Annotated in this window: 12 protein-coding genes; 9 read left to right on the forward strand and 3 right to left on the reverse strand. The window is 46.3% G+C overall.

What is annotated here, in order from left to right; translation table 11 throughout:
• The first annotated feature begins 1 nt into the window (after position 1).
• The 6 genes from purQ (at position 2) to AC15IQ_RS13365 (ending at position 8,632) form a co-directional block, all read left to right on the forward strand.
• Positions 2 to 703: a phosphoribosylformylglycinamidine synthase subunit PurQ gene (purQ, locus tag AC15IQ_RS13340; protein WP_483179677.1), complete on the forward strand. Its 702-nt coding sequence runs from the start codon at positions 2 to 4 to the stop codon at positions 701 to 703.
• Positions 703 to 2,904, forward strand: coding sequence for a phosphoribosylformylglycinamidine synthase subunit PurL (purL, locus tag AC15IQ_RS13345; RefSeq protein ID WP_483179678.1), 2,202 nt, complete (start codon positions 703 to 705; stop codon positions 2,902 to 2,904). The genes purQ and purL overlap by 1 nt, the downstream gene beginning before the upstream one ends.
• Before the next feature lie 333 nt (positions 2,905 to 3,237).
• A complete protein-coding gene (gatC, locus tag AC15IQ_RS13350) occupies positions 3,238 to 3,522 on the forward strand; it encodes an Asp-tRNA(Asn)/Glu-tRNA(Gln) amidotransferase subunit GatC (protein WP_483179679.1) in 285 nt (94 codons plus the stop codon).
• A gap of 13 nt (positions 3,523 to 3,535) precedes the next feature.
• Complete coding sequence (gatA, locus tag AC15IQ_RS13355; protein ID WP_483179680.1) at positions 3,536 to 4,990, forward strand: Asp-tRNA(Asn)/Glu-tRNA(Gln) amidotransferase subunit GatA; 1,455 nt, start codon at positions 3,536 to 3,538, stop codon at positions 4,988 to 4,990.
• Positions 4,990 to 6,441, forward strand: coding sequence for an Asp-tRNA(Asn)/Glu-tRNA(Gln) amidotransferase subunit GatB (gene gatB, locus AC15IQ_RS13360; protein ID WP_483179682.1), 1,452 nt, complete (start codon positions 4,990 to 4,992; stop codon positions 6,439 to 6,441). The genes gatA and gatB overlap by 1 nt, the downstream gene beginning before the upstream one ends.
• 301 nt (positions 6,442 to 6,742) lie before the next feature.
• On the forward strand, positions 6,743 to 8,632 hold the full coding sequence (locus AC15IQ_RS13365) for a hypothetical protein (protein WP_483179684.1): 1,890 nt from the start codon (positions 6,743 to 6,745) through the stop codon (positions 8,630 to 8,632).
• A gap of 272 nt (positions 8,633 to 8,904) precedes the next feature.
• Here the strand turns inward: AC15IQ_RS13365 and pgmB are convergent, their stop codons facing one another.
• The 3 genes from pgmB to AC15IQ_RS13380 are packed head-to-tail and all read right to left on the reverse strand — an operon-like array spanning position 8,905 to position 14,075.
• Complete coding sequence (gene pgmB, locus AC15IQ_RS13370; protein WP_483179686.1) at positions 8,905 to 9,555, reverse strand: beta-phosphoglucomutase; 651 nt, start codon at positions 9,553 to 9,555, stop codon at positions 8,905 to 8,907.
• Positions 9,556 to 9,566: 11 nt separating this feature from the next.
• Positions 9,567 to 11,846, reverse strand: coding sequence for a glycoside hydrolase family 65 protein (locus AC15IQ_RS13375; protein ID WP_483179688.1), 2,280 nt, complete (start codon positions 11,844 to 11,846; stop codon positions 9,567 to 9,569).
• A 9-nt stretch (positions 11,847 to 11,855) separates the two neighbouring features.
• The gene (locus AC15IQ_RS13380; RefSeq protein WP_483179690.1) at positions 11,856 to 14,075 is read right to left on the reverse strand and encodes a bifunctional alpha,alpha-trehalose-phosphate synthase (UDP-forming)/trehalose-phosphatase; all 2,220 of its coding nucleotides are present in this window, start codon (positions 14,073 to 14,075) and stop codon (positions 11,856 to 11,858) included.
• Positions 14,076 to 14,282: 207 nt separating this feature from the next.
• Between AC15IQ_RS13380 and AC15IQ_RS13385 the strand changes: the two genes are divergently transcribed.
• The 3 genes from AC15IQ_RS13385 (at position 14,283) to AC15IQ_RS13395 (ending at position 18,156) form a co-directional block, all read left to right on the forward strand.
• Entirely contained in the window at positions 14,283 to 14,510 is a 228-nt protein-coding gene (locus AC15IQ_RS13385) for a DUF1657 domain-containing protein (protein WP_483179692.1), read from the forward strand.
• A gap of 333 nt (positions 14,511 to 14,843) precedes the next feature.
• Positions 14,844 to 16,244, forward strand: coding sequence for an amidophosphoribosyltransferase (locus AC15IQ_RS13390; protein ID WP_483179693.1), 1,401 nt, complete (start codon positions 14,844 to 14,846; stop codon positions 16,242 to 16,244).
• Positions 16,245 to 16,521: 277 nt separating this feature from the next.
• Positions 16,522 to 18,156: a class I adenylate-forming enzyme family protein gene (locus tag AC15IQ_RS13395; protein WP_483179695.1), complete on the forward strand. Its 1,635-nt coding sequence runs from the start codon at positions 16,522 to 16,524 to the stop codon at positions 18,154 to 18,156.
• Positions 18,157 to 18,163 lie beyond the last annotated feature (7 nt).

An 18,163-nucleotide genomic window follows, 5' to 3' on the forward strand; every position in this document is an offset into this window, starting at 1 on the left:
CATGAAATTTGGGGTAGTCGTATTTCCAGGTTCGAACTGCGATGCAGATTGTTATCATGTAGTCCAGACTGTACTTGGTCATGAGGTCGATTATATTTGGCACCAGCAAGCCAGTTTAACAGGATATGATGCTTTAATAATTCCTGGTGGATTTTCGTATGGTGATTATCTCAGAACCGGTGCTATTGCACGATTTTCACCGATAATGCCCGCTGTTATTGACTTTGCCAATCAGGGTGGACTAGTGCTTGGAATTTGCAACGGTTTTCAGATCTTATTGGAAGCAGGGTTGCTGCCCGGCGCAATGCTAAAAAACCGCAGTTTGAAATTTATCTGTGACAAAGTAAATTTGAAGGTTAAACGTAATGATACCGCCTTTACTAATCAGTTAAGGGTAAACGAAGTTATAACCCTACCGATCGCCCATGGTGAAGGTAATTATTTTTGTGATGAAGAGACACTGACGGCCTTGAGGGATGAAAACCGTATTCTTTTCACCTATTGTAATGCCAGCGGTAATGAAGGGGTGGAATATAACCCCAATGGTTCAGTGGCTAATATTGCCGGTATAGTAAACCGGCAGGGAAATGTGCTGGGGATGATGCCCCATCCGGAAAGATGCTCGGAGAAAATCCTTGGCGGCATGGACGGATATAGCATATTTGCATCGATACTGCAGTCATTTCAGGAGGCAGGGCGCTAATGAAAGAATTGACCTACCGCGAGATGGGGCTTACCGATCATGAATATAATCAGATTAAAAATATATTAGGACGGGAGCCCAATTATCTGGAAACCGGCGTTTTTTCTGTGATGTGGTCAGAGCATTGTGGATACAAGAACTCGCGTCCGTTATTAAGGGAATTTCCTACTGAAGGACCGCAGGTTATTCAAGGTCCGGGTGAAAACGCCGGGGTAGTTGATATCGGCGACGGACAAGCACTAGTATTCAAAATCGAAAGTCACAATCACCCTTCTGCAATAGAACCGTATCAGGGAGCGGCAACCGGGGTGGGTGGTATTTTGCGTGACATTTTTACCATGGGCGCCAGACCGATTGCCATGTTGAACTCCTTGCGTTTTGGGGGAGGGCAAGATGCTCGGGTCAGAGAGCTGCTGTCTGGAGTTGTGGCCGGAATTGGTTATTATGGCAACTGTATGGGTATTCCTAACGTCGGGGGCGAGGTATATTTTAATGAAACCTATAAGGGCAATCCCTTGGTAAACGCTATGTGTGTAGGCTTGGTAAGAACTGATGAAATTGCCCTGGCGGTGGCCAGTGAGGTAGGCAGCAGCATCATGATTGTAGGTGCCAAGACGGGGAGGGATGGCATTCACGGAGCCACTTTTGCCTCCGCGGAATTGTCAGAGAAGTCCAAGGAAAAGCGCCCCTCTGTACAGGTAGGGGATCCTTTCATGGGGAAGTTGCTCATGGAAGCCTGCCTGGAACTGATTAAAGAGGATTTGGTGGCTGGCATGCAGGATCTGGGTGCAGCCGGACTGACCAGTTCTATTGCTGAAGCCGCGAGCAAAAAGGGTCGGGGAGTTGTTGTAGATGTCTCAAAAGTACCCCGCCGGGAAACGGATATGGCCCCCTACGAGGTTATGCTTTCCGAATCTCAGGAAAGGATGTTAATTATCCCTCGTCCCGGAGCGGAGGCGAGAATAGAAGCAATTTTTGATAAGTGGGGGTTGGATGCTACAGCTATCGGACAAGTAACCGATGATGGTATATTCCGGGTGATGGACAGTAAATCAGTCGTTGCTGAAGTGCCGGTGATGGCCTTGACCGAGGGGTGTCCTGTCTATGTACGTACCGCTGAAGAACCAGAATACTATGAGAGATGCAGGACCTATGATATGAACCTTGTTCCTCAGGCCAATCCTCAAGCAGCCTTGAAGAAGCTGCTGGCTTCCCCGAATATAGCCAGCAAAAAGTGGATATTTTCCCAATATGATTATCAGGTCATGACCAATACTGTAATAATGCCTGGAGATGGTGACGCAGCGGTCTTGCGTATCAAGGGAACCCGTAAAGGGGTGGCCTTTACCACTGATTGCAATAGCCGTATGGTTTATCTGGATCCTTACCAGGGAGGGATGATGGCGGTATGTGAGGCCGCTCGCAACCTAGCTTGTGTGGGAGGCAAACCGCTGGCATTAACCAATTGTCTCAACTTCGGCAACCCGGAAAAGCCTAATGTTTATTGGCAGATGAAACATGCTATTGCTGGGATGAGTGCTGCCGCCAAGGCTCTGGATACTCCGGTGGTTAGCGGAAATGTCAGTCTATATAACGAAACTTCAGCAGGTGCTATTTTCCCTACCCCGGTGGTGGGCATGGTGGCTCTTCTGCCAGATATAGATCTACGTTGTGATATGGCATTTAAACAAGATGGAGACTTGATTTGCATTCTGGGCAGAGTACGGTATGAACTGGGGGGGTCAGAATACCTTAGCGTTTGTCATGGATTGGAAACCGGTGCCGTGCCTGCAGTTAATCTGGAAGAGGAAAGATCGCTGCTGGAATTAGTCCAAGAGCTTGTCAAGGAGCAAATTGTTCAATCCTGCCACGATATTTCTGATGGAGGAGCGGCGATTACCCTGGCTGAATCGGCAATCAAGGGAAAAATCGGCTGCCATATCAAGGTTAACAGCCATGGTGCCAGAGTGGATGGACTATTATTCTCAGAGTCGCCAGGGCAGGTAGTCATTAGCGCTAAACGCTCGGATATGGAGCGGCTGGTACAGTTGGCAGTTGAACACCAAGTGGAAATGAGGACGATTGGTACAGTTGGTGGAGATGAGATAATCATTGAGGACAACGATATTGAAATTATCTGTTTATCCGTGCAGGAAGCCTCCGAAATATGGAGCGGAGCAATAGAACGTTTTATGAAATAGAAGTAACTAAACTTACAGATGAACGTTGAGTTTTCGGCATATTGGCGAACAATCTTGTCAAGGCTGCGGAAGCAGCCTGGGCTGCTTTTTCGGCCTCTAGGTTTTACAGCTAGAGGCCAGGAAAGTGCTGGTGTGGTTGTTTCCAACGGTCATAAAATGGATCTTTACCCTGACATGGTTAAAGCGGTCCGGATTCCGGGACTGCAGCGGCGTTGGGTTACTCCGAAGAACTAGGACTGCCCTTCGAAGCAGGCTCGATAAAAATAAGCAGGGATTGACATTGATGACCAGTCAATTTGGTGGATATGATAAAACAGTCAAGGAGGTAGAAACATGGCCTTAACCATAAAGGAAGTCGAACATGTAGCTTTGTTGGCCCGACTGAGTCTGAGTGAGGATGAAAAAGTGAAATTATCCCAACAGCTTGGTGCCATCCTCAATTATGCTGATACCTTGAATACCATACCTACCGACAATGTTGAACCACTTACACATATACTGTCGGTGCATAATGTTTTCAGAGCCGATGAAGTCCAGCCCAGTATGCCTCGCGAAGAGATGCTGGCCAATGCTCCCCTGGTTGAAGCAGGTTATTACAAAGTACCGAAAATAATGTAGAGGGGTTGAGGCCGTGGAGTTATTTGAACTTACTGTGCATGCCTTGCAGCAGAAGCTGGCTAGTCGCCAAGTATCATCAGAAGAAATTGTGAAATCGATTTTTGCCCGCATTAATAAAGTTGATGATAAGGTCAAAGCATTTATTACCCTGACCGAAGAGGATGCCCTGAACAAGGCAAGGGAAGTTGACAATGCCGGTCAATATAAAGGTATTGCCGGGATTCCCTTGGGATTAAAAGATCTATTTTGCACCCCAGGGGTCAATACCACTTGCGGATCGAAAATGCTGGCTGATTTTGTGCCTACCTATGCTTCCACGGCCTTCCGCCGCCTCGAAGAACAGCAGGGCATACTAGCAGGCAAGCTGAATATGGATGAATTCGCCATGGGTTCTTCCACCGAAAACTCGTCATTCTTTGCTACCTGCAACCCCTGGGATTTGACCCGTGTGCCGGGGGGATCGTCGGGTGGTTCGGCTGCTGCGGTGTCTGCCGATGAAGTGCCGTTTAGTCTGGGAACTGATACGGGCGGTTCCATAAGACAGCCCGCATCTTTTTGTGGTGTGGTCGGCATGAAGCCAACTTATGGCAGAGTATCACGCTGGGGGGTTATCGCTTTTGCCTCATCCCTGGATCAAGTAGGGGTTATTAGCAAAGATGTGTACGATAATGCTCTGATTATGAAGATTATTGCTGGGCACGATCACCTGGATTCTACCAGTGCAGCCCTGGATGTACCCGATTATACTGCCTGTCTGGACGGCGATATAAAGGGACTTCGTGTTGCCTATCCGCAGGAGTACTTCGGATCAGGAGTGGATGCAGCTATCAAAGATGCCATCAAAAAGGCTCTGCTTAAATATGAGGAATTAGGTGCGATAGTTGAGGAGGTTTCTTTGCCCCATAGTGAATACGCTCTGCCGGCCTATTATCTGGTGGCTCCAGCCGAGGCCAGTGCCAATCTGGCTCGATTTGATGGCGTACGGTATGGTTATCGGGATAATGAGGCTGAGAATATGGAAGCGATGTTTTCCCAAACGCGCTGTCAGGGCTTTGGAGATGAGGTGAAAAGACGCATAATGCTAGGAACCTACGCACTTAGCTCAGGTTATTATGATGCTTATTATCTCAAGGCTTTGAAGGTAAGAAGGTTGATTGCGGATGATTTTACCAGGGTATTTAAAGACTTCGATATTATCGTGGCGCCGACGACTCCCACCACCGCCTTTAAATTGGGAAAGCAGTCGGGTGATCCTTTAACTTTGTATATGAATGATATATTGACCGTTCCGGTTAATATGGCCGGGTTGCCGGGAATGTCCATCCCTTGTGGATTCGATCAGGGCATGCCCATTGGCATGCAGATAATTGGAAAGGCATTTGATGAGGCAACCATATATAAAGCCGCCTATGCTTATGAGCAGAGTACCAATTTTCATACTATGAAACCGGCTCTGGGGGTGGAATAATGAGTAAGGATTATGAAGTAGTGATTGGGCTGGAGGTTCATGCCGAACTAAAAACCCAAACCAAAATATTTTGCTCCTGTTCCACTGCCTTCGGGGCAGAGCCCAATACTCAAACCTGCCCGATTTGTGCAGGTTTCCCGGGAGTTTTGCCGGTGCTTAATAAAAAGGTTGTAGACTTGGCCATTACAACTGGTTTAGCCTTGAATTGTGAGATACCCAATATATGCAAATTTGATCGTAAGAATTATTTTTATCCTGACTCACCCAAAGCCTATCAGATATCGCAATTTGATATGCCGATATGTATAAATGGTTATCTGGATATTGATGTTGAAGGGCGTAGAAAGCGTATCGGTATAAATCGGGTCCATATGGAAGAAGATGCCGGTAAGCTCGTGCACCAGGGCGATATAACCACCACTCCCTTTTCTTTGGTGGACCTTAATCGCTGCGGCATACCGCTGTTGGAAATTGTCTCTGAACCTGATATGCGCTCGGCTCAAGAGGCCCGGGCTTATATGGAAAAACTGCGCGCCATGTTGCTTTTTGCAGGCGTTTCCGACTGCAAGATGCAGGAAGGATCATTGCGTTGTGATGCCAACGTATCGGTAAGACCGATCGGACAAGTGGAGTTCGGAACTCGAACGGAGATCAAGAATTTGAACTCCTTCCGGGCTTTGGAAAGAGCTATTGAATACGAAGCTGCCAGGCATATCGAAGCCATTAAAGGTGGGGAGACACTTGTACAAGAGACTCGTACCTGGGACGAAGAAAAGCAGTTGACTCGTTCCATGCGATCTAAAGAAGAAGCCCATGATTATAGGTATTTCCCGGAACCCGATTTGTTGCCTTTGAAAATAAGCCAGGAATGGGTTAATTCCATTCGGGCGGCCTTCCCGGAAATGCCGGAACAAGCTCAAAAACGTTTGGTAGAGGAATACGGGTTGCCGGAGTATGATGCACAAATTTTAACCTTAACGCCCGACAGCCTGGCCTTTTTTGACCAATGCTTAAAGCAGTACCCGGATGCCAAGACCATTTCCAATTGGATGATGGGGGAATTCAACCGTTTATTGAATCAGAACAATATGGAAATTGGTGAAAGCAAGGTAACCGCTGCCGGCCTGGTCCAAATGCTTAAGTCCATCGATGATGGCACCATCAGCGGTAAGATGGCCAAAATGGTTCTTGAGGAAATGTTTGCTACCGGTAATTGTCCTGAGGTTATTATCCGGGAAAAAGGGCTGGTGCAAATTTCCGATGAGGGAACCCTGCTGACGTTGATAGACGATATAATCAAAACCAACCCCAAGGTGGTGGAGGATTATAAAAGCGGTAAAGAGAAAGCCTTCGGCTTTTTCGCAGGTCAGATCATGAAAGCCACTCAAGGGCAGGCCAATCCGACCCTGGTAAATAAATTACTGAAAGACCGGCTTAACCACATACAATAGCAATAGTTTTCAAATGTACCTAAACCCCCATTGGAAGTATTGCAGGCTTCAAAGAATAGACAGCAATTCTGTTTCCTATCTGTGGTCATTTTGGTTTCTTGCCACGATAGGTATTTCAATGCGTTTTTTTTATTATAGGGAGATTAGTATGGAGATATAAGAGCAAGGAGGCTGCCTGAGAACGTGGTGGTGTATTTCCCATCCATGGATAAAATCGGTACAATGAGCATAGAGAACCAACAGCGGAGACTGTTCACGGTGGTTATCTGGCACCGTCTTGGGAATCAAAGGAGGTTGAGGAATGAACGGCAGAAGTGTAATGAGTGTATTATTGGCAGTTTTGCTCTTGTTTGGGGCGGCTCCGGCAACTTACGCTGTGGCTGAGCAAAGTGCAGCAACGGGAACAGTGGTTTTACAGCACAACTGCCTTATACAGGGAGTGCCATCCGAGGCAGCGGTAACTGCGACTCCGGTTGTGCAGTTGTCTAGGCAGGGTATAGTGATGGCCGGTCCGGCTTGGAAACTGGATACCAGCGGTATATCACCTGAAGTATGGGAGAGCGGTTTATTGCTGAAAATGCCCTGTGAAAGGGAAGGAGTGGTACTAGCTTATTACAATGAAACCCGCCAACCATGGCCGACTTGGGAGATAGTATCAGGATCAAGCACGATCAAACTGGACGATAATTGCTATGCAGTGGGGCGCATCACCAGAGCAGGGGTATATGCTCCTCTAGTTCTGAACGCCCGCTTGATTGCGGATTCCATCACTGCTGAACAGTTGCCGGTGCAATTCGGTGATAGATTCGTGTTTCCTCAGCTGCCCAACGGTTACAATATTAAGATAATGAACACCAGCAAACCAGAATTGGTTGGAACTGATGGCTCGGTAGGGATTCCTCCTTATCATTTTAACACCGCCGCCGAGATTAATTTTCAGGTTTTTAAGGATGATGATTACGCCTACACCGAAAAAATGATGGTAGCGGTCTTAGCTCAGACAGAGGCAGCTCAAGCCAAGCAGGCCTATACCGCATTAAAATCCATGGCTGAGGTGCTGGGACAAATGCAGTATGCCAGCAACCCTGAGCAGTTGCAAGTGGCGCTAAAAGCCTGGGAGAGTCAATCTGCCAATTTGCAGCGCTTATTTGGACGTGATATAAAAGCACAACAGTTTGTCGATCTGATTACTAGGGTCAACAGCCAGCGGGAAAAAATCATGACTGCGCAGCGCACTGAGCTGCTAAACGGTTATATCAGCAGTGAAGCTGAGGCTGCAATTCTTATGGATATATACAACGCTCGGGCTTGGCAGCAAGTTTGCGCAGAGGATTCTCATTCCTGGTTTACTGAGGCGTTGGATAGTTTGGGGTGGAACCTCAACACCCTTTTTACCATACAGAGCGCATTGTCAAGCGTGCTCGATAATGATGGTCAAGCTCGCCTTGCCCACACCCGCGCTGTATTACGTCAGCACACTGAACTGGAGTCTGGCGACCTCCAGCTAAACAGTGGGGAGAAATCAGGATTTTTGGTTAACTTCTGTGGTGAGAGTATCAATCTGAATGTGAATCAGCATTTACAATGGCACTCCAGCGATCCCCGGGTACTAGCGTTTAGTGATCTACAAGGCCAGCCTGCTGTTGATGGTAAATTTAATCCGCTGTGGCAGCAAGGCGACGGGCAGGCCCTGATTACCGTCGGGGCTAAAGGCAGCCTTGACCCTAAGGCATATATACTAAAATTTAAGGTGGGGGCCAACTCTGCACCGGAGATATTCGCTGAGGCGCTGCCGCCGGGAATGCAGCGGATCAACTATAAGTTTGATCTGCTCGGCTATGGAGGCTATGGAGTCAATAAGTGGGAAATAACCTCGGGGCGCCTGCCGGCCGGTTTGGAACTTGTGGGCGGAATCATCTCAGGCACCACCTTAGAATACGGAGATTTCCCTTTTACGGTGACTATTAAGTCTAGCATCTATGAAAGTGAAAGGAGTTATGTGCTGAAAATACTGCCTCACAACAGCGATCCAATGCTTTTTCAGTACAGTCAGCTATGGTACCATTACACACCTGAGGAGATCGAACACTTAAGTCGTCTGAACTCTTATGTCTCTGCTGTAAACGTTAAGCAATGGCAAGAAATTTTGGGGCATCTTTATAATAATAAACTCTTACAAAAATACCGTTGATATCGGCTGTAGGGGCGGGCTTTGCTCCGCCCGCCTGGGGCTCTGCTCCAGGGAAATTAGGTAGGGGCGGGGCTCTGCCCGCCCGCCTGGTAGGGGCTCTGCTCCGAAATTAGGTAGGGGCGGGGCTTTGCTCCGCCCGCCTGGTAGGGGCTCTGCTCCGGAAATTAGTGTAGGGGCGGGGCTTTGCTCCGCCCGCCTGGTAGGGGATCTGATCCGAAATTAGGTGTAAGGGCGGGGCTCTGCTCCGCCCGCCTAGAAAACCGTCCCCGTGGTTATAATACTATGGTCAGTAAATCGGAAAAGTGCTGGAGATTATAATCAGCCAGATTATATTTGGTTCCGTTGCCATAAGCAGCACAATCCATATTGGCTGCTCGAGCTGCCTGGATGCCGGATAGGGCATCCTCTACTACTAGACACAGGGCAGGCTCTACCCCCAGATATTCGCTGGCTTTAAGAAACACTTCCGGATCAGGCTTGGAGTGAGTAATGTTGGTGCCATCTGATACTGCATCAAAGTAGTTCTCTAATCCCAACTGCTTCAAGATAGATCTGGCATTTTTGCTGGAAGAACCGATAGCCAAAAGTATACCCTGAGATTTCAGTCTATCCATAGTAGATTTTACCTCTTCGCTCAGATCGGCAGGTGACATCTGCTCAAGCAGATCAATATACAATTCATTCTTTTCATTCAGATAACATTGTTTTTCAGTTTCACTCAGTTGCAGCGGATGCGATTCCAGTATAATATCCAAACAATCCCGGCGACTGACTCCGCGCAGGCGGTCATTAATTTTCTCATCGAAACAGACGCCGATTTTATCAGCTATCTGTTGCCAGGAACAGTAATGAAATCTATCAGTATTGCAGATAACTCCATCCAAATCAAAAATAACCGCTTTATATCTCATAGCAAACTCCATGTTCCATAATTCTAGCGCGGTATACGCAGACAATCCTGTAATAGGTATTCTTTCCCGTATACCGAAATTGTTTTCTCCTGGCCGTATTCCAGGGTGAAAACACATTGGTTTTTTTCAACCTGCACTAAAATCCGGCTGTTCTCGAAGCAGATTATAAAACTATAGGCAGTCCAGGAGTCCGGTAAAAAAGGAGCAAAGGATATTCCCTGTTCTTTAAGCCTAAACCCTCCAAAACCGTAGACTATGGCCATGTAACTGCCGCCCATATTGGCTGCATGAATACCATCCTGAGTATTATTGTGCACATCATCCAGGTCAAGACGGGCGGATATTCTGAAATAATCGTAAGCCAGCTGATGCATGCCCAATCGAGCTGCCATAATGCTGTATATGCAGGTCGATAGGGAAGAGTCATGGGTGGTGATTTTTTCATAATACTTGAAGGAGTTTAGCATAGTTTCCTCATCTTGCGCATCCTCCAGAATAAAATGGGCCATAACCGTGTCGGCTTGTTTACATATTTGATGCCGATATAAATGCAGAGGATGGTAATGCAATAGCAGGGGATATTTGTCTTTGGGAATGCTCTCCAGGTCCCACAAGCTCTTTTGCAGGAAGGAATCATCCTGCGGATTGATTTTCAGGTTTTCATCATAAGGCAAATACATGTTTTCGGCTGCACGCCGGAACTCCTCGATTTCTTGGCTATGCAATTGTATTTTTTCTGTTAAGAGGCTCAACCCCTGGTTTTTTTCTAATAAGTAATAAAATTTTACGGCCCAGGTCAGGTGATATTGAGCCAAGACATTGGTGTAGTAGTTGTTGTTGACAATACAAGTATATTCATCAGGTCCAGTTACTCCATTGATATGAAATTGGCCATTATAGAAATTGCCTACATCCAACCACAAACGGGCCGTCTCGAAGATTATCTCCGCCCCTGTAGACTGAATAAACTCAATATCTTTGGTGGCCAAATAATAGGCAATAATGGAATAGGCCACATCGCCATTAATATGATATTGCGCCGACCCAGCAGGGAAAAACCCTGAACATTCAGAACCCATAATGGTGCGCCAGGGATACAGGGCTCCTTTCTTATGCCCCATAATCTTGGCGTTTTTTCGAGCCATATCCAGGGTGGCATAACGGTATTCTATAAGGGTCTTGGAAATAGCGGGGTTGGTAATGGTGAAAAAAGGGTGAATAAACATTTCAGAATCCCAGAAATAATGACCCTCATAACCATCTCCGCTTAAACCTTTGGGGGCAATATTACTATACTGATCTTTGCCGACCGATTGGATCAATTGATATAGATTGAAATGAATAGCATTATTCAGCGAATCATCGCCCTGAATTTCCACCATGCAATTATGCCAATAATCGGTCAGATAATCGGCCTGTTTTTTGTACAGGTATTCCAGCGGCACAGCAAGGGCTTGCTCGATCTCATTTTCCGCCTGTTGTCTACAGTTCGGGTAACGAATTGAATCGCAGAACACCGCATATTTGATCAGCCTGATATTTTCTCCCGCTTTAGCCAGTATGTCATATCTGCAAACAGCCTTTTGGTTATATACTATAAATTCATACTGGTGTTCATTCAACAGTCTGTGCTTTACACAACTGCAAATCTCCAATCCTGATTTTGAGGTTTGGGAGGTAATATAAGATGCTCCTTGTTTGATTTCACAGCTTATTGGGGTGAGATACTGGATGCATTCACCGGCTATGCGAGGATCAGCGGGATTGGTATAATTTAGAACCGCACCATCATGAACCGATTCTATAACGACTGGGCCTGAAAAGTTCAGCAGTTCTGCTTCATAATCAATAATGAACAAGGGAAGCTGATAAAAAGAAGCCATGCGAGTAACCTTGAGCTGTATCTCTTTTCCAGATGCAGAACGCCACTTAACCTTTCTGAGCGTTGTGCCTCGTTTCATATCCAGGGAGAGTTTGTTTTCCAAAACAGTTCCACTAAACATGTTAAACTCTTCACCGTCGAAACTGATCTTGATGGTTTGGGTATTGGCAATGTTTAAAATGGTTTGCTTTTCAGCGGCCAGTCCGTACAGCCTCTCGGCCTGAGGTAATTTAGCATAATCATAAAAACCGTTGATGTATTGACTGGGGGTGAAGTCGTATCGCTCTGGATAGCCTTCTTCGAAATCGTAACGTACTCCTATATATCCATTGGCATTGTGGAACAAAACCTCATTAAGATTAAGTTGGTACCTGTTCAAAGGATAGTCGCACAACTCGTAAATAAATGCTGCATCACGCAATATTATCACCTACTGCTGTTTATTGGTGTTGCTGATCCTTACCAATTTGCGCAACAGACTGCGCATTGACTGCCAGGATTTTAACTGATATTTCGCGTTGGTATTCTCTATTCCAATCTTAATGGAAAAAGAACCCGGAGGAAGGGACAAAAAAAGATCTTCATCCGTATAATCGTCCCCGGCTCCGAGAATAAAATCGAAATCGTTCTGCTGAATAAATAAGGAAGATACATAGCCTTTATTGACTCTAGCATCTTTGACCTCTAGAACTTTGTTGCCTTCTTGAAGCCCCAATGTAGTCGAACTGATTAGAGACATTAGATGTTCTCTTATCTCGCTCAATTTATATGCCACCATGTCCGGTTCACATTTTCGGTAATGCCACGCTATAGAATAGTCCTTTTCTTCGATGAAGGAACCAGGGGTTCGATCAGTGTATAAGCTTAGTATGGGTCTTACCGTGTCCTTCCAGTCATTCTCCAGGAGCGTGGTCATAATCCACTCGGTTTCATGAGAATGACGCAGCCATAATCCATGGGAGGCCAATATATGTACATTAAGATCTCCAAACCATTCTTCCAGGATATATTTGTCCCGTCCTGAAACAATCACTATCATGTTTTGGGGATCATCAGCCAAATCCGATAACAGACCGATCAGTTCCTGATCCGGCTTAGCTTGTTCAGGAATGGATTTGAAGCCTACCAGAGTGCCGTCATAATCCAAAAACAGGATTCGATTGCTCGAGTGTTGGTAAGCCTGCTCGATTACATAACTGCTTTTTTCCAGGTCTTTGGTTGCCATGTTTTGGCGCCAATCGGCCACACTGGTTTTTAGAGTCATCAGGAATTCATCTGCCCAGAATTTTACATTATACCTCTGCAAGCGTTTGTGCATAAGCTTGTTTCTAGCCCTTTTTTCATCCTCAGGCATTTCCAGGGCGACCTTAATACTGTCAGCTATGGCGTCAAAATTGTTTACATTGACAACCAGAGCTTCAGATAGTTCACTGGCGGCCCCGGCAGTCTCACTGATCACCAGCACACCCTGGCAATCGGTTCGGGATGCTACGTATTCTTTGGCTACCAAGTTCATTCCGTCGCGCAGCGGGGTTACCAGCATCACATCAGCGTGACGATAAAAGTAGATTAAATCTTGTTGACTGAAGGAACGGAAGAAAAACCAGATAGGCATCCAATTCAGAGTGCCATATTTACCGTTTATCCTACTGATCAATTTTTCGATTTCTTTTAACAACTCGCTGTACGAGTCGGCTTCTTCCCGAGAGGGAGCAACAATAAGATAAAAGCGAATTTTTTTGTGATATTCCGGATATTTTTCCAGAAAGCGACTGAAGGCCGTTATCCTTTGCGGAATGCCTTTGGTATAATCCAGCCGATCCACTGACAATACAATTTTGGATGCTGTTTGTTCAGCGATGGCTGCCATCTCTTCTTCCACCTGCACAGCATGATTCTTCACAAAAAAATCATAATCAATGCCCATAGGAAAGGCATCTACCAGAATAGATCTGCCTTCATGATTGATGGTATTGAAATTATGATCGAATCCTAATAGTCGTCGTACACTGCTTAGGAAGTGGCGTGCGTAGTCATAGGTATGAAAACCTATCAGATCTGCACCTAGAATGCCTAGCAGTATTTCTTCCCGCCATACCAATAATCTGAATATTTCAAAGGAAGGGAAGGGTATATGCAGAAAATAACCGACTTGAGCTTGAGGATACTTATCTTTTATCAACCGGGGCAATAACATCAATTGATAATCGTGAATCCAAATGGTGTCATTTTTTCCAATTACGGTCTCAAGCACCTCGAAAAACTTTTGGTTCACATCCTGATAGGCTTTCCAGGTCGATACCTGGGTCTCAGTTTTATCGGTAAAATAGTGGAAGAGAGGCCAGATGGTGTTGTTGCAGAATCCATAGTAATAATCATTGATCGCTTGCTTGGATAGGAAAACCGGTAAGCATTTATGCTGATTCTTAAGTCGCTTTTGAATAAGGTTTTTCTCCTTGGGGGTAAGCTCATCGTCGGCTAAACCCAGCCATCCTATCCAGATACTGCCTGCTTGCTGGTGATAACTTTTTAGTCCGGTTGCAAGTCCGCCTATACTTTCGTGATACTCAAACCCACTTGCTCCTTTTGTTACTGTTATTGGCAGGCGATTAGAAATAAATATGATCTTCCTGGTCATATTGATTCTCACCTCACAATTACTATTCTAGATAATATTGCCAAAAAGGACAACAATCTATGGAATGGTCATTCCACACTATCACCCTTCACAGGCATCTTTCCGATTTGAATCTGTTGACTTGTTTACATTTGGAAATATCGAAAAATATGAGCCTTCTTTGCCTGCATAATGGATGGATCACAAGCTCAAACTAGAGTCAAAAAGGAGGGAACAGGTTTGACTGCCAGCAAGAAAGTACAGCAAGCAGTGTTATCATTGCGTGCCAACAGCAGGACCCTGCAGTCATTCGCCATGGAGACCGACGATCAGCAGGCTCAACAAATGTGCAACGATTTCAGCAGACAGCTCAACCAGATGGCATCTCGATTATCCGACCAGATTAAAGTTATAGAAAGTCAGCACCCCGTAATCGATGTGCCTGACCATGAATACACCTATTGGTAGGAAAAATTGGTCTGTCATTGAAGTACCGGAGTGACAGCAGCAACCATATTATGCATTTTAATCATTTAACACCAGGAGTGCCATCGAGCCTCCTGGTTATTTATGCCACTTATTATACTAATGACATACATAATAGTCTAATTATAGCCTGGAAAAACAATCCCTGCAGCACCCATGCCGCCAGTATTATAGTTTAACCATCAGACCTCAAGGTTTGGTAAAATTATTCACAAAAATTTTCTTGCCTAATATGAGCAGATATCCTCGATATTTGTTATATTTATAAGGTATTCTTATTGCTCCATTGGGGAAAAGCAAAAGGGGGGTAGAGCTTTGAGCGGGGTTTTCGGGGTTGTATCTAAACAAGACTGCGTCATGGACGTGTATTTTGGGACTGATTACCATTCACACCTGGGCACCAGCCGGGGTGGTATAGCTATTTGGAATGGCAAGAATTTTAATAGCGTCATACACAACATCGAGAACACACAGTTCAGGGCCAAATTCGAATCCGATCTGGTGAAACTGACGGGCAACATGGGTATAGGATGCATCAGCGACACAGAGCCACAGCCATTGACGATTCGCTCCCACCTGGGCCAATATGCCATAACAACTGTAGCCAGGATAAACAATCTGGATGAGATAGTGGATCAAGCCTTTGCCAACCGCGATATTCATTTTTTGGAGACCAGTATCGGAACCATTAATCCCACCGAACTAGTATCAGTTATCATCGACCAGGAGAAGTCCTTTAAGGACGGGTTATTGAGGATGCAGGAATTGGTTGAAGGCTCCTGCTCGGTCCTGCTGTTGACCCCTCGGGGTATCTACGCTTCCCGGGACAAGATGGGCCGCACCCCTTTGGTAATAGGGGAGAAGGAAGGGGCTTATTGTGTCTCCTTTGAGTCCTGCACTTTTGCCAATCTGGGATATAGGTTTAAATATGAACTGGGGCCGGGGGAGATAGTGCTGATTACTCCGGATGGTTTAGAGCCAATAGATCCCCCCAAAGATAAAATGAAGATATGTGCCTTCCTGTGGGTTTATTACGGCTATCCCTCTTCTACCTATGAAGGCATGAACGTTGAGGTTATGCGCTATCGTAACGGCGCACTCCTGGCCAAAAACGACAATGTGGAGATAGATATGGTAGCCGGTATACCAGATTCTGGGATCGGCCATGCGATAGGTTATTCCAATCAAGCTCATGTTCCCTATGGCCGCCCTTTCATCAAATATACCCCTACCTGGTCGAGGAGTTTTATGCCTCAGGATCAGGATATAAGGAACCTGGTGGCTAAAATGAAGCTGATGCCGGTGCCGGAGTTGGTGGCAGGTAAGCGCCTCTTGTTCTGCGACGACTCCATAGTACGCGGCACACAACTGCGGGAGACCGCAGAACTGTTATATGAATTCGATGCCAGTGAGGTTCATATAAGGCCGGCCTGCCCACCGTTGGTATTCGCCTGCAAGTATCTTAATTTCTCAACCTCTCGCTCAGAAATGGACCTGGCGGCCAGACGGGCCATAACTGAACTGGAAGGTAGGGAACCGGAATCGGTAGATGATTACTGTGACCCAGCTAATGAAAAGTATCATCGCATGGTAGAGTGTATAGGCAAGCGGCTCAACTGCACTTCCCTGTCATACCAGAACCTGCCCAATATGCTGGAGGCTATTGGCATAGGAGCGGACAAGATATGCACCTACTGCTGGAACGGCAAAGAGTGATGCCTGGGGTTATGCTTTGATTTGCGGTGATTTTACTACCGGAAATATTTCATGCGCGGCCATCGTATACGCTATTCGCTGGTTTATACCATTAGAAAACTAGGATCGTGTGTAATCATCTGTCTATTAAAATGCACATTGTATGCCAGGCTTTATTAATGGTTGATTAACCATGCTACTGGCTATATAATTTTGTATAGTCAAACTACTTAAAATCTGAAGTACGGCTGTTCGATTCATCATATGGTTGTACGGTAGAACGGGAGGAAAGCATTTCATGCCTATCATGGATTTATTGACACGCAATGCCGCCATCTACGGCACTGAACTTTGTCTCACCGAGATCAACATGGACCTGCAGGAAAGCCACAATGTCACCTGGCTGGAGTATGAGCTCATCGAGAATAATCCCGCCGGGGAATATCGGCGTGATATGACCTGGAAGGTTTTCAACGAAAAAGCAAATCGCATGGCCAATCTGCTGCTCAAAAGGGGAGTTAAAAAAGGAGATAAAGTAGCCATATTGCTGATGAATTGTCTGGAGTGGCTGCCTATCTATTTCGGCATTTTAAAGAGCGGGGCTATAGCGGTGCCGCTAAACTTCCGCTACACAGCAGAAGAAATCAAGTACTGTCTGGATTTATCCGATTCTGAGGTGCTGGTTTTTGGTCCGGAGTTCATCGGCCGGGTGGAGAGTATATACAATCAGATCCCCAAGGTGAAGATATTGCTGTTCGCAGGTGAGAACCGGCCCAGCTTTGCTGAGAATTATGACCGCCTCACTGCCAATTGCTGCTCGGACGACCCGGAAATCGTTATTGGTGATGAGGATAATGCGGTTATCTATTTCTCCTCAGGAACAACCGGTTTTCCCAAGGCGATTCTTCATACTCACGCCAGTTTGATGTCTTCAGCTATTACTGAACAAAAGCACCATGGCCAAACGCGAGAAGATAATTTTCTGTGCATTCCGCCGCTCTATCATACTGGTGCTAAAATGCATTGGTTTGGTAGTCTGGTAGCAGGGAGTAAAGCGGTTCTGTTGCGCGGTGTGAGACCGGAGTGGATACTCAAAACCGTTTCCGAAGAACAGGTAACAATAGTGTGGCTGCTGGTTCCGTGGGCGCAAGATATTCTCGATGCCATTGAAAAAGGCGACCTGAAACTGGAAAATTACAACCTTTGCCAGTGGAGGTTGATGCATATCGGGGCGCAGCCGGTTCCGCCCAGTCTGATCAAGCGCTGGAAGCAGTATTTCCCTAATCATCTCTATGATACCAACTATGGACTAAGCGAAGCTATTGGCCCAGGATGTGTTCATCTGGGTGTAGAGAACATCCACAAAGTAGGGGCTATTGGTGTTCCGGGACATAGCTGGGAGGCCAAGATTGCCGATGAGAATGGTCACCCGGTAGATAATGGCCAGGTGGGGGAACTGGTAGTGAGAGGCCCTGGCCTAATGAAATGCTATTATAAGGATCCCGAAGCTACCGCAGCGGTTTTACGCGATGGCTGGCTATTTACCGGGGATATGGCCCGGATGGATGAAGACGGCTTCATTTATCTGGTGGACCGTAAAAAAGATGTGATAATCAGCGGCGGAGAAAACATTTATCCGGTGCAGATCGAGGATTTCCTACGTGCCCATCCAGCCATCAAAGATGTGGCTGTGATCGGCTTGCCTGACAAGCGGCTCGGGGAGATATCTGCTGCCATCATTGAACTGAAACCCGGTGCAGAATGCAGCGAGGAAGATATCAGGGCTTTTTGCGCCCCCATGCCCCGCTACAAGCGCCCCCGGGCGATTGTATTCGATCAAGTACCGCGCAACCCCACCGGCAAGATTGAAAAGCCTCGCCTGAGGGAAAAATACGGTGCAACCAGCCTGGTAGCGATTCAAACCGGAAGTTAAATAAAGC

This window comes from Syntrophomonas sp. DTU019, assembly GCA_913757435.1.
In the GTDB taxonomy this organism is placed as follows: domain Bacteria; phylum Bacillota; class Syntrophomonadia; order Syntrophomonadales; family Syntrophomonadaceae; genus DTU019.

Excerpts from the sequence above, each read along its gene's own strand:
- purQ (WP_483179677.1), top strand. The coding sequence starts at position 2 with ATGAAATTTGGGGTAGTCGTATTTCCAGGTTCGAACTGCGATGCAGAT.
- purL (WP_483179678.1), top strand. The coding sequence starts at position 703 with ATGAAAGAATTGACCTACCGCGAGATGGGGCTTACCGATCATGAATAT.
- gatC (WP_483179679.1), top strand. The coding sequence starts at position 3,238 with ATGGCCTTAACCATAAAGGAAGTCGAACATGTAGCTTTGTTGGCCCGA.
- gatB (WP_483179682.1), top strand. The coding sequence starts at position 4,990 with ATGAGTAAGGATTATGAAGTAGTGATTGGGCTGGAGGTTCATGCCGAA.
- AC15IQ_RS13365 (WP_483179684.1), top strand. The coding sequence starts at position 6,743 with ATGAACGGCAGAAGTGTAATGAGTGTATTATTGGCAGTTTTGCTCTTG.
- pgmB (WP_483179686.1), bottom strand. The coding sequence starts at position 9,555 with ATGGAGTTTGCTATGAGATATAAAGCGGTTATTTTTGATTTGGATGGA.
- AC15IQ_RS13395 (WP_483179695.1), top strand. The coding sequence starts at position 16,522 with ATGCCTATCATGGATTTATTGACACGCAATGCCGCCATCTACGGCACT.